The organism is Rufibacter sp. DG15C (genome assembly GCF_001577755.1).
Classification (GTDB): Bacteria; Bacteroidota; Bacteroidia; order Cytophagales; family Hymenobacteraceae; genus Nibribacter.
The window spans coordinates 350,149-363,219 of the sequence record NZ_CP010776.1 but is presented as its reverse complement, the minus strand read 5'-3'; the positions used below and the strand labels follow the sequence as shown (position 1 = coordinate 363,219).

Genomic DNA, 13,071 nt, shown 5'->3' with positions numbered 1-13,071 from the left:
AGCGCAGGCCGTTTTTAGGCTGTTTTCTGGAAAACAGCCTAAAAACGGATAGCGCATATTAAGCTATGCATTGTCTGCCGCGTGCCATTCGCCGTAGGCATTCTCCGTCTCCCAAAGTTTAAGGCTATGCAAAGTAACATGCTCAGGCAACTGCGGCTGAAGCTGGTCTTTTATGTGCAGCAGCATGTTCTCACAGGTGGGTTGCCATGCGGTGAGCAGCAGTTTGTGGCCTTGCACCTGTAGCAGCTCAATTAGCGCGAGGTCACTGTCTTTTTGTAATATCAAGGCATGGTCAAAGTCTTGCAGCACATAGCTAGAGACCAATTTCTTTAACTCCCCGAAGTCCAGGACCATGCCGTCTTTTGGATGCTCCTCGTCTTGCAAGGGCTTTCCCAAAACAGTCACTTCTAATTTATAGGAGTGGCCGTGAATATGCCGGCAAGCGCCGTCATAATGATCTAAAGCATGGGCAGCTTCAAAAGTAAAGCGGCGGGTTAGTCTAATGAGGATGCTGCTCATCTAATGTACGCGCACCAAGGCGGCCTGTAGTAATTGGTCTTCGGCTTCTAGGAGCTCTTCCAGCATCACCACGCGGCGCTCCAGTTCCTCAGAAGTGAACAGGCTAGGCAGCAGTTGCTTGTAGTAATGAATGCCTTGCTGCAGGTTCTGCCAGAAGGTCTGCAGGTACTTTTCCTGCTTGTCGGTTAAGGATTCCAGTTGCTCGGCCTTTTTATTTTTCCAGAAGTCAATGTACAGTTTGAGTTCATTGATGAACATGTGCGGCCGGTACGCTTGGTTAAGTGCGTTAAACCTGCCGTAGATATGGTCCACCATTTCCTGTAGTTTGAAGATGCCCGAGAAGAAAGCCAGATTAGGACCCGGGCAAATGGCCACAGGTTTGTTGATGGCCTTCTTACCCAGGTTATAGAGCAGAGAAGCCGTGTTGGCCAGGCCTTCGCATAGACATTCTTTGGCCAAGACTTTACCCTTCTCAAGCTCAAACTTGGCAGGAGTGAGTTCTTGTTGGGCCAGTTGTTCTAGTTTGCGACGCTGGTATTTTCTAGAGGCCGTGCACAGTGGCTCCTCGCCGAATTCAGTGTTGGAGACCAGGTGTTTCTTGATGCAGGGACTGCCTGGTTTGTCTTTGTCAATACGGGCATGGGTGAGTTGCTCGCTGGTGGTGCCACGCAAAGCATTGAAGGGTACGCCCAGCGGTGAGATGGGGCTTAGGTACAAATCCTCGGCGCGGGCTTGGGCCAGTTGCGTCAAGGTGGTGGCATCTACGGTGCTAGCTTCGGGGACCAGCAGGAAAGGCGTTCCCCAGCCCGTCGCGTTCAGGCCGTAATGTTCTAACAGGAAGCTATGCTCTGCCGCCGTCCCGATGCCGCCCTGCACCGTGATTCTTTGCTGTGGCGCGGCACTTGTGAATGCAATCCCTTTGTTGCCAAGCGCTTGTTGGCACATGGTCCAGAGCTCGGCCTGCAAGGAGCTTCTATTGGTTTTGAACTCCTCCAGAATTGGTCCCAGCAGTAATCCATCCGTCGCGAAGGCGTGGCCCCCGCAATTCAAGCCAGACTCAATCCTGAACTCAGACACCCAAACACCTTTCTTGGCCAATATCTTACCCTGCACCGCCGCCGACCGGTAATCGCTCACCTTGATAATTACCTGCTTTTCAAACTGCCCCTCGGCGTCTGGTAAAAAACATGGGAACTGCTCCAGGTAACTGAACAGCCTGGGGTTCATGCCCGCCGAGAAAACAATAGAAGAGCGCACCGTACTCTGGGCATACCCGCGCAAAGCCGCTAGCGCATCTGAATATTCAGATGGCAGGGCCGTTCCGTCTGGCGCATAATTGGTCTTGTCCACCTTGGTCATGATGTTCACGTCAATGCTGCCGGGCACCAGCGCCTCGCGCAGTTGGTCTTGCAAGAACTGACGGTACGGCTCATCTGTGGTCTGGAGCATCTGTTGGTATAACACGCGCAAGGCAGAGGCATCTGGCAGCAGCTCAAAATACTTGGTCAGCTGCGTGCCGGGCGCAAACTCTTCTTGCTTCACTTTTTCCAACTGATCCTGCACCAGTGCATCCACTAGATTCAGATAAGCGGTCACCCGTTGGGCGCGGTAGTCTTCCTGCTTCTCAGAGATGGGCGCGTACGGCTTCTGGTAGAGCGCCGCATAGTATTGCCGCATGTCCTCCAGGAGTTTATCATCTGCCAACGACAGCACCGACGAGATGCCATAGCGGGCCACTTTTAAAGGAGAGTCAATGGAGAAGGCCAATCCCATGACCGGGATATGGAAGGAGTGCGGCGAAGAAGTGGCAATCATGATAAAGTAGGCAATAAGTGGTTCAAATAGCTGAAATGCTGCCTGCAAGGTACCCATGTGTATCGTCAGAATTAGATGAGCAGAGATGACGGGTGAGGTGATGCTGGTCATTGCAATAGACGGCAGATTTTATATGCAGCATACATGTGAACCACCCAGAATCTCAAAGGAAGTACTGTACACCCGCCAACCGTTTTTGGCTTGTTTTCCAGAAAATATGCCAAAAACGCCTATTGGGCAAGTCTAGCGTTCCTGCCAGAATTTGAGCTTAGAAAATAAATTTGGATAAAATATACCGATTGGTTTATTTTGCATTCATGAAAGCGCCACTAACTCCTAAAGCCGAACAAACGCGTCAGCGCATCATTGCGCAGGCGGCCGAATTGTTTAATGTAAAAGGCTTCGCGGGGACGTCCTACCAAGATTTGATGGAGGCGACTGGCGTCACCAAAGGCTGTCTGTATGGGCATTTTTCTAGTAAAGAAGAGTTGGCCGTGGAGGCTTTTGAATATGCCGCGCAGGTCTTGATTGACAAAGTAGGAGAGGCCATGGCTCCGTTTGAACATGCCGGCCAAAGACTACGGGCACTCTTGCAGTTTTACCATACCTACCTCACCAAACCCGTACTGGCGGGCGGCTGCCCTGTGCTCAACACCATAGTAGAAGCTGATGACAACCAGCCAGCCCTGCATGCACGGGTACTGGTAGTACTCAACCGCTTGCACAAAGGCATTTACAAACTGTTGGAACTGGGCAAAGAGCAGGGGCATTTCAAGGCATCGGCTAACGCAAATGAGATGGCCACCTTTTTTGTGGCCACGGTAGAGGGCGCCATTCTGCTGGGCAAAGCCTACAATGACTCTAAGCCACTTCAAACAGTATTGCTTCAATTGGAGCGCTGGCTACAACAAGAGCTAGGAGATTTTTAACGAAGAAATTAATTCAAGATAAACTGCTAACACTATGATAAAAGAAACCACGTCCCCCAGACCCGTCCTCCTAGAAAGCCAGACCCGCATTCGGTTTGACCACTGTGATCCATTTGGGCACCTCAATAACAGCGCCTTTCTCAACTACTTCCAGAACGCGCGCGAGGACCAGGTAGAAGAAGCCTATGGCCTGGACATTCACGCCTTTTTCCGGAAGACTGGGAGAGCCTGGGTGGTGGGCCAGAACCAGATAGTGTACCTGCAACCGGCCGTGGTGCGGGAATTGGTGACAATCCAGACCAGCATCATACGGGTGACGGATACCAGCATGTTGGTAGAGCACGTGATGCTGGACGAGAAGAAAGAAAAACTGAAGGCCGTGCTTTGGACCAAGTTTGTGTACATAGACGTGCGCAAAACCGCTAGGGCCACCCATGAGCCAGAACTAATGCAACTGTTTGAAGAAGTAGTCTACAAAGAAGAAACGCCAGACCTTTTTGAGGACCGTGTCAAGCAACTGCGGGCCCAGCACCAACCAGTAGCCTAAGCCCATAAAAAAAGCACCTGTTGGATTGTCAGGTGCTTTTTTGTTGGATTTCTGTTTTTGGCCTGTTTTCTGGAAAACAGGCCAAAAACGACGCAGAATTCGATTAGTTCTGAATGACCAGTTTCTTGGTCACTACTTCTTTGCCTGAGTATAGCTTGACCACATATAGTCCGGCGGCCAGGGTGTCTAAGTTTATTTTGGTGGCTTTGGCCTTGATCTGGAAGCTGCTGACCAATTGACCAGTTGCGGTATAAATCTCCAACTTGTCTACCACGGTTCTGGCTTCTATGCTTACGTCCCCTGAAGTTGGGTTAGGATAGACTTTAGAGAAGCCATCTCCGCTTAAATCGCCTTCCACAGATAATTCTACGGTCACGGGCACAGAAGCATAAGCCCCCGAAATTACTTTGTAGATGAAAGAGACGGGCCCGGTCTTGCCTTCTTCGGGCACGTAGGTGAAACCACCGTCACTGAAGAGGATTAGTTGCCCGGTGGCGGGAGATTTTTCAAGTACTGCCTCCAGGTTGCCACCATCCAAGGCCAAGTCGTTTTTGAGGACGCCTTGGTTGGTCAATACTTGGTTTATTTTATTGGCTTGCACTATGTAACGGTCGCAGCGGGCAATGGGGTTGCCGGGCAGATTACGCAGGTTCTTCTTGGCTATCTCATAAGAGGCTTTGGTGTACTCCTGTACGTCTAGGGTGTGGTTCCAAGGCTCCCAGGTAAATCTGGATGGAGTGGTATGCATACTGCCTTTATAGAAAACGGAAGCCGAAATCCCATCAGAAACGCGCACCTCGCGGCCCCGGGTTGAGCGGTCATCATGCATCACGGTCAAGGTGCTGGGGTCTGTAAAGTTGATGAGCGTCCAGGGAAGCTTGATGTCAATAGAACTCTCGTTTAAAATGACGGCGTCCATGCTGGTACCCGGCAGGCCCAAGCGGTTCACGCGCAAATCTCCAATGAACTGCACTTCCTGCTCCCCAGTATTATTGCGCCATCTCACCAGTTTCCAGGGCTTGCCGTCTGTGGCCGTAGACCTGAACAATTGCTCAGGCGTGGCCGTGTTGTGCCAAATCCCGAACAGGTCATAGGCTTCCGTCACATACAACTCTGCTTTGTATTGAGTGATCATCAACAGGAATTCAGATCTGTTGGTAAGGGTTTTGCCATTAGGTAGTTGAGATTCGCCTAGGTTGGCGTCATACGTATCCAGGGCCACCCAGACGGTGTCCATGAGGCCCAGCGGTTGGCCGGTGTTCAGGCGTAAGTTAAAAAAGGTATAGTCTGCGCCAGCGTCTAGTGAAGGTGCCGGGCAGGTGGCACAGAAGCTTGTCCAAGGCCGTACAGCGGGCCCCGGCTTTTTAAACCCCACCAACCCGAAGTTTTGTTCAGCGGAGGTTACATTGTGCCAGAGGATTCTTCGGTTGATGTCAAAGTCCATCTCATCTGTGATCCAGGTGCGTTTGAACCATTCATCTATCCAAGAGAATTGCATGCCGCCGCCCAGGTTGGTCTGCTCCATGTTCTGTAAAAGACGCAAGTTACTTTCGCCTTGGGCTTGTTCATCAAAGCCCCCGTGGTTCATGCCGCTTTGTGCGTAATGCGCCACGCCCCAGCTGGACGGCACGCCATACTCGGCAATGATTAGGGGGATGTTCTTGTAGTGCTTCTTGAGATCGGAGAGGTAGCCCACGTAAGAGTTCTGGCCCAGATAGTCTTTGGAACCTCCATAGGCAGGGTCCTTGCTTACAAAATCTGGGTAATACGGATAAGCATGGTAACTAGCGAAATAACCGGCCTTGGCCTTAGAAATGTCAATAGTGGACAGGTCTACGGCTGCCGCATCTTCATACTGGTTGGCTTCCTGGGGATGCTTCATGGGGTCTAGCGTGGGCCAACTGGAGAAGCTTACCGGGTGTTGGGTTTTGTAGAGATCCTGTTCCCGGGCCAGAACATTGTCCAGGCGCTTGGTCATCCAGGCCTCGGTGGGTCTGGTGTTTTGGATGGACAGGAAACGGCCTTGGTACTGGGTGTCTTGGGCATGTTTCTCATTGGTATGCAGGACCTCGCCGGGGTGTACTTCACGTCCTATGATGTAGCCCATCAGCCATTTAGAGGCGTCTGTTTTGTAAACACCATGCGCTTTCCCTAACCGGGGAGCAATGGTGCGGTTGCCGTGCACGCAGTCCACGTCTTCTTCAATCTCTTTGTCAAAATAGGGCGTCAGAGAATACAGGTCCTCGTCATAATTAGGAATCTCCTCTTCTAGCCAGATGCCTTGGAAGAAGAACAGGGGACGCTGCGGATTGGCGGTGTTAAATGAGTCCAGCACCTCATAGAACCGCGGATGATGCAAGGTGTACAGCCTGATGGTGTTAAACCCTGCCTCCTGTATCATCTTAAACCAGCGGCCATACTGCGCACGCGTTGCGGCCAACTCACTAGGGTAGGTACCGGGTACGGCCACGCCCAAATTCACGCCTTTAATGAACAGCGGCACGTACTGCTCACCGTTCCACATGGTGAGACTTTTGCTGTTGGTAGAAAAAGGAATGCTATTGGGTAGGTTGCAATCTTCCTGCGCCCGCGCTACCTGTGAGAAAAGCAAAAAGGAAAGCAGGAAGAGTACTGTTGAAACGCGTAGAGATTTCAATGCAATGAATTGATGGTATGAAGGATAGCGGGGATATACCAAGGATAAAGATACAGGTTTGCAACGAATATGTGGCGCTAGTATTTGATGTATAGCAGCTTGAGCCGCCAAAGCGTTACTTAACCTGGTAAAAGTAAAAAGCGTTTTTGGCCTGTTTTCTAGAAAACAGGCCAAAAACGCTTTTTACAAAAGAGAGAAAATTTCTACTCTACAAAGTCAAGTTGCCGGCAATTTCCTTCAGGCCAATTTCGCCTAGCTTGGCTTGGTATTGGGCATTGCTGAAGCGCACGGTGGCATTCACATAGTTGAGCTGGGCCTCTCTAACTTCTACCGTGGTGATGCTTCCCAAACGGTACTTCTCTAGGGTGATGTCCAGGTTCTGGCGGGCAATGCGGCGGTTATTTTCCTCCAGGCGCACCAGAGTTAAGTTGGTCAGGTACGTTTGGTAGGCGGCCGCCAGTTGCGCGGTGACCTGCTGGTTGATTTGCTCTACCTGTAGTTGCGCGCTGTTGATAAGGATGTTCGCGTTCTGCTCGTTCCGGCGCTGGTTAAACCCGTTAAAAATAGGTACAGAGGCAGATACTCCATAGTTCAAGCCATTGCCGGTAGACAAGGTGCTAAAACCAAGGGCTGACCTGTTCCGGTTAAAATTGTAACCCGAGTTAAGGTTAATGGTAGGCAAACGTGCCGCCTGAACTTGCTTGGCTTCTAGTTCAGCTATGCGTCTGTTCAAGATGGCCGCTTTCACGGACGGGTTCTGTTGTTCGGCTAACCCTGCCAGCTGGCCCAAGGTTAGTTGACTGTCAATGTTGAAGTTGTCAGCCACCCTAAACGTAGTGTTCACATCCCGGGCCATGATCTGGTTCAACCGTATCTGGGTGCTTCTGTACAAGTCCTGCTGACGCAAGAGGTTGGTAGTGTCCGTGTTGAAATCAACCTGAGCGTTTAACAATTCAAGTCTTGCAGCTTTCCCGATCTCAAAACGGTTACGGGCGGTTTCTACGCGTAGTCTGGAGATGACAATTGCCGTGTCATAGGCCTGCAACTGGGCTTGCTGTTGAGCCAGTTCAAAATAAGTGCCCATGACATCGCCCACCGTGGTTAGGACCGTCTGTTGAAAATTGGCTTCGCCGAGCTTCTGGAGTTCTTGCAACTGCTCATAGCGCGCAAACATGGCAAAGCCGTCAAACACGGTCCAATTCAAGCCCACGCCATAGTTCAAGGTAGAGCCCTGGCCCCAGCTTACTTCGTTCACCTGCCCGTCTGACCGAGTTTGGGTACTATTTTGGATGGTGTTGTTATTGGTAACGGTGGCATTTACCGCTGGCAACATGCCGGCATTGCCGCGGGTTACGTTGTTTTTGGCAATCTGTATGTCATTGGTAGAAAGCTTGATGTTGAAGTTGCGCTCTAAGGCAATTTTAACGGCTTCTTCCAGCGTGAGGAGTTCTTGGGCTTTGGCTTGTCCCGCCCCCAGAAAACTGAGAAGCAGGGCAAGCGTGAAAGCACCTTTTTTATATAGTCTCATTGAGTGAAATATCATGCAACAATTAATGGGCGACCGCTTTCTCATATTCTTCAATATGATCAAACTCTGGGTGGTGCTTGCGTTCTTTAGACCACATGGCGTAGATGGCCGGAATAATGAACAAAGTCAGTACCAAAGAGAAGATGGTACCACCCACAATCACAATCCCCATGCCCATACGGCTTTGCGCCGCGGCGCCCATGGCCATGGCAATAGGCAAGGCACCCAAGGCAATGGCCAAACTGGTCATTAGGATAGGACGAAGGCGGGCTTCAGAGGCTTCCAGAATGGCTTCCATCTTCGGCTTGCCTTCCTCCCTGAGTTGGTTGGCAAATTCCACAATCAAGATACCGTTCTTGGTCACCAAGCCTATGAGCATGATGGTCCCAATCTGGCTGAAGATGTTCCAGGTCTGGCCAAACAACCACAAGGACAACATAGCCCCGGCCACCGCCATAGGAACCGTCAAGATGATAATGAACGGATCAATGAAGCTTTCAAACTGCGCAGCCAAAATCAAGTAGATTAACAGCAAGGCCAACCCGAAGGCAAACGTAGTATTGGAACCACTTTCCACGAAGTCACGGGACTCACCGCCTAAGTCAGTGGAGAAGGTTTCATCCAAGACTTTCTCTTTGATGGCGTCCATGGCCTCAATACCATCGCCAATGCTTTTACCCGGCGCCAGACCCGCCGACACGGTAGCCGACAGATAGCGGTTGTTATGGTACAATTGCGGCGGACTGCTACGCTCTTCCATGGTCACCAAGTTATCTAACTGGATTAATTGGCCGGTAGAACTACGCACAAATAAGGAGGTCAAGTCCATGGGGTCATCGCGGTCTTGACGGTCAAACTGACCCATGACCTGATACTGACGTCCGTTCATCAAGAAGTAGCCAAACCGCTGACCGCTCAAAGACAATTGCAGGGTCTGGGCTACGTCAATGACAGAAATGCCTAAGCTTTGCGCCTTCTCGCGGTCAATGGTGATGTTAATCTCAGGCTTGTTGAACTTGAGGTTCACGTCAGCCTGTGTAAAGGTTGGGTCCTGGCTCACGGCATCCATAAACTGCGGAATTTTCTCTTGCAGCTTCTCAAAGTTAGGCGCCTGAATGATGTATTGGATGGGCTGCCCCCCTCGTCTGTTCACAGAAATGGTAGGCTGCTGAATCACGTTGGTACGGGCCTCTGGATATTTTTTGGTCAGTTTGGTGAGGTGGTCGGCAATCTCTTTTTGGGAGCGCTTGCGGTCTTCTGGCTGTTTCAAGGCCAAACGCATCATACCGCTGTTGACAGAACCAGAACCACCAAAACCAGGAGAGGTAATCACCAAATTGACTTGTTTCTCTGGGATGGAGTCATCCACCAAGGCAGACAGCTCCGTCATGAAGCGGTCCATGTATTCATAAGAAGCGCCTTCGGGCGCCGTGGCTGAGACGCGCAGCATGCTTCGGTCATCATACGGCGCGGTTTCCTTTTGCAGCACATTGTAGAACAACACGATCAAACCTAAACAGGCGAAGATGATCGGGAAGCTCAACCACTTACGTTTCATGAAGCCTTCCAGCGCCTCGGCGTAGCCTGAGTTCATGCGTTGGAACATGGGTTCGGTCCAGTTGTAGAACTTAGACTTCTTCTGCTCGCCGCCTTTCATCAAATAGGCATTCAGCATTGGCGTCAAGGTCAAAGACACGAACGCCGAGATCAACACCGCCGCACCAATCACCACTCCAAACTCCCTGAACAGTCGGCCCACGAAGCCTTCCAAGAAAATAACGGGTAAGAATACGGCCGCCAACGTGATGGAAATGGAGATAACGGCCATGAAAATCTCATTGGAGCCTTTAATAGCGGCTTCAATAGGCGACATGCCTTCTTCTACTTTTTTGTAGATGTTCTCAGTTACCACAATACCGTCATCCACTACCAGACCGGTAGCCAGTACAATGGCCAGCAAGGTCAACACATTGATGGAGAAGCCGGCCAGGTACATGATAAAGAACGTGGCAATCAAAGACACCGGAATATCAATCAACGGACGGAATGCAATGCCCCAGTCTCTAAAGAACAGGTAGATGATCAGGATCACCAGCACCAAGGCAATTAAGATGGTCTCTGCCACCTCAGTTACAGATTTCTTGATGAACACGGTGTTGTCCATCACAATATCCAGCTGAATATCCTTAGGTAGCTCGGTTTTTAGCTTTTCAAACTGGTCATAGAAGTTGCCGGCAATCTCTAAGTAGTTGGTACCCGGTTGCGGCACAATGGCCATCCCCACCATAGGCGTGCCCGACTCGGTCATCTTTGTCTCTAAGTTCTCTGGACCTAACTCGGCGCGGCCAATGTCACTGAAACGCGTGATGCTGCCACCCGCCGATGAGATGATCAAGTTGTTGAACTGCTCTTGGTTAGACAGGTTGCCTAGCGTTCTGACCGTTAATTCTGTGTTGCTACCAGACACTTTACCTGTAGGCAACTCTACATTCTGGCGGTTGAGGGCCGTGCGTACATCAGACACCGTTAAGCCATAAGAGGCCAGCTTCATAGGGTCCAGCCACAAGCGCATGGCGTAGCGTTTTTGTCCCCAGATCTGCACGCTACTCACCCCTGGTATGGTCTGTAGGCGCTGTGATATTACGTTCTCGGCAAAATCTGACAGTTGCAAGGCGTCACGGGTGGCACTGCGCACCGTCATGGTGATGATAGGCTCAGAGTCCGCATCGGCTTTGGAAACCACTGGAGGGGAGTCAATATCCTCGGGCAGGCTTCTTACCGCCTGGGAGACTTTGTCCCGCACGTCATTGGCGGCCTCTTCCAGGTTTTTCTCCAGGTTGAACTCAATGTTGATGTTGCTTCTACCTTGGTTACTGGAAGAAGAGATGTTCCTGATACCATCAATGGAGTTAATGGCTTTCTCCAGCGGCTCGGTGATCTGGGATTCTATGATGTCTGAGTTGGCGCCAGAGTAGCTGGTGCTCACAGAGACAATGGCCGGGTCAATGGACGGGTACTCGCGTACGCCCAAAAACGTGTACCCAATCACCCCAAACAACATGAGGAGCAAGTTGAGCACGATGGTAAAAACCGGCCGCTTTATACTGGTGGTGGATAAACTCATATGCTAATCTTCAGTCTTTTAGTTCTTGCCAATGGCCACGCGCACGGGGCTTCCAGCTTTCAATGACATTACACCAGTGGTCAACACAGTATCACCTGCGGTCAAACCAGAGGTCACCAGTAGGTCTTTTTCTGTACGGGTAGAGGTCTCAATCATCACTTCTTTGGCTTTGCCGCCTTCAGAGACAAACACTTTTTTACCATTCTGCACCGGTACTACTGCTTCTGTAGGGATAAGAATAGCGTCTGGAATGGTAGTTAAGGGCAATTGTACGTTGGCAAAAGAGCCGGGACGCAGCTCGCCGCTAGGATTGTTGGCTCTGGCGCGCAATTGCAAGGTGCGGGTGGCAGCCTCAATGCCGGGCTCAATGGCGTAGACCGTGGCGGTATATTTCTCATTAGAGCCCGCTACCGTGAATTGAATCTGGGTATTGGTCTTCACGGAGTTGGAATACTTCTCTGGCACTGCAAATGTGATCTTGACAGGGTTGGTGCTCATTAAATTGGCTACCACTGTTTCTGGCGACAAGAATGAACCTACCGAAATGGACCGTAAACCTACCTTGCCGGAGAACGGTGCTTTGATGGTGGTTTTGGCAATCTGGGCCTGAATCAATTGAATCTGGGCTTGGGCTGTGCGTAAATCGGCGCGGGCTACGTCATATTCTTCACGGCTGATGGCTTCTTTCTCTAGCAATAAACGGGCTCGGCGCTCATTCTCTGCCGTGAGGGTACGTCTGGTTTGGGCCTGGGCCAATTGGGCACGCAGTTCAGAATCATCAATCTTCACCAAGGTCTGTCCTTTGCTTACGTTGCTGCCTTCTGTGAACGAGATGCTGCGCACTAGTCCAGATACCTGGCCTCTTATTTCTATCTGCTCATTGGCTTCAATAGAACCTGTCACCGAGAGGGAGTTGGCAAATTCTTTGGGAGTCACCACTACCCCGCTCACGCGCATGGGCATACCACCTCCACCACCGGGACCGCCTTTTCCGCCACCAGGACCACCGGCGCCGGGTTTACCGCCGCCACCGCCAGGGCCGCCTGCCGCTGCTAATTCTTTGTTTGCCGAAATCCGATAATACACCAAGGCTCCAAAACCTAGAATTAAAAGCGTGTAGACAATGTGTTTGATTTTCATATACTAATAAAGAGTGTGATAGGTAGGTCAAAGACGGAGCTTTGAGGTTGTATAGGTGTGTGGTTAAATGATTCTAATCCAGGGAATAGACTGCAACATTAAGAAAAATGGCAAAGGTTCCTCTTTTGTGAATGGCGATTTTTAAAACCAAAGCCGTGCAAAGAAAAGAGGAAAATAGGTAGGGTGTCCTGCCTCGGCGTAGAAAAGAGCCTCTCTGGGCAAAGGGTAATGGAAAGAACTATCTTATTCATAGCGCAAAAATGGGGGCTATATGCGTTTAAATGGAAACGCAGGTCACATGGTACCCTACGTTTCAACGGCTGCTAAGCAATTTATTGTGTCTAGCTCCCGATTAATGTATAGACAACTATTGCGGCACAAGGTTTAACCGGGCAAATAAATTATTCCTGTTCCCCTGTGTCTTGAAATTTACGTACTTAGGCCTCAAACAGTCAAACTATGCCAGTTACAGACGCTGCCCAGCGCAAAGCCAATTTTTTTCAGGATGTGTATGAAGTGGTCAAGCTCATTCCGGTGGGCCGTGTCACCTCTTACGGGGCCATAGCCGCCTACCTAGGTGCAAAGGGATCTGCCAGAATGGTGGGCTGGGCCTTGATTGCCTCGCATGTCCAGCACGGCATACCAGCCTACCGCGTGGTCAACCGCAACGGCATGCTCACCGGCAAGCAACATTTTGACAATCCCAACGGCATGCAGGAAAGTCTGGAAAAGGAGGGCGTACAGGTGAAAGACGACCAGGTGGTGGACTTTGTCACGCGATTTTGGGACCCAGCCAAAGAACTGCTGTAACCT

At 50.8% G+C, this 13,071-nt stretch carries 9 protein-coding genes; 3 read left to right on the top strand and 6 right to left on the bottom strand.

Annotation, left to right across the window (positions count from 1 at the left end; translation table 11 throughout):
* Positions 1 to 63: 63 nt before the first annotated feature.
* Both TH61_RS01580 and TH61_RS01575 read right to left on the bottom strand, forming a co-directional pair.
* A complete protein-coding gene (locus tag TH61_RS01580; protein ID WP_066504998.1) occupies positions 64 to 519 on the bottom strand; it encodes a 6-carboxytetrahydropterin synthase in 456 nt (151 codons plus the stop codon).
* A complete protein-coding gene (locus TH61_RS01575) occupies positions 520 to 2,445 on the bottom strand; it encodes a hypothetical protein (RefSeq protein WP_369796914.1) in 1,926 nt (641 codons plus the stop codon). It abuts the gene before it with no gap.
* Between the two features lie 206 nt (positions 2,446 to 2,651).
* Between TH61_RS01575 and TH61_RS01570 the strand changes: the two genes are divergently transcribed.
* Both TH61_RS01570 and TH61_RS01565 read left to right on the top strand, forming a co-directional pair.
* Complete coding sequence (locus tag TH61_RS01570; RefSeq protein ID WP_066504995.1) at positions 2,652 to 3,263, top strand: TetR/AcrR family transcriptional regulator; 612 nt, start codon at positions 2,652 to 2,654, stop codon at positions 3,261 to 3,263.
* A gap of 34 nt (positions 3,264 to 3,297) precedes the next feature.
* Positions 3,298 to 3,810, top strand: coding sequence for a thioesterase family protein (locus tag TH61_RS01565; RefSeq protein ID WP_066504992.1), 513 nt, complete (start codon positions 3,298 to 3,300; stop codon positions 3,808 to 3,810).
* A gap of 103 nt (positions 3,811 to 3,913) precedes the next feature.
* Here the strand turns inward: TH61_RS01565 and TH61_RS01560 are convergent, their stop codons facing one another.
* The 4 genes from TH61_RS01560 to TH61_RS01545 all read right to left on the bottom strand — a co-directional run bounded on the left by TH61_RS01560 (position 3,914) and on the right by TH61_RS01545 (position 12,258).
* Positions 3,914 to 6,466 (bottom strand): T9SS type A sorting domain-containing protein, encoded by a 2,553-nt coding sequence (locus TH61_RS01560; RefSeq protein WP_157600481.1) that lies wholly within the window; start codon positions 6,464 to 6,466, stop codon positions 3,914 to 3,916.
* Between the two features lie 208 nt (positions 6,467 to 6,674).
* Positions 6,675 to 7,994, bottom strand: coding sequence for a TolC family protein (locus TH61_RS01555; RefSeq protein ID WP_066504981.1), 1,320 nt, complete (start codon positions 7,992 to 7,994; stop codon positions 6,675 to 6,677).
* Positions 7,995 to 8,016: 22 nt separating this feature from the next.
* Positions 8,017 to 11,118, bottom strand: a complete 3,102-nt coding sequence (locus TH61_RS01550; protein ID WP_066504980.1) for an efflux RND transporter permease subunit — start codon at positions 11,116 to 11,118, stop codon at positions 8,017 to 8,019.
* Positions 11,119 to 11,136: 18 nt separating this feature from the next.
* A complete protein-coding gene (locus TH61_RS01545; protein WP_066504978.1) occupies positions 11,137 to 12,258 on the bottom strand; it encodes an efflux RND transporter periplasmic adaptor subunit in 1,122 nt (373 codons plus the stop codon).
* A 459-nt stretch (positions 12,259 to 12,717) separates the two neighbouring features.
* Here TH61_RS01545 and TH61_RS01540 point away from each other — a divergent pair, with 459 nt between their 5' ends.
* Entirely contained in the window at positions 12,718 to 13,068 is a 351-nt protein-coding gene (locus TH61_RS01540; RefSeq protein ID WP_066504976.1) for an MGMT family protein, read from the top strand.
* The last annotated feature ends 3 nt before the right edge of the window (positions 13,069 to 13,071 follow it).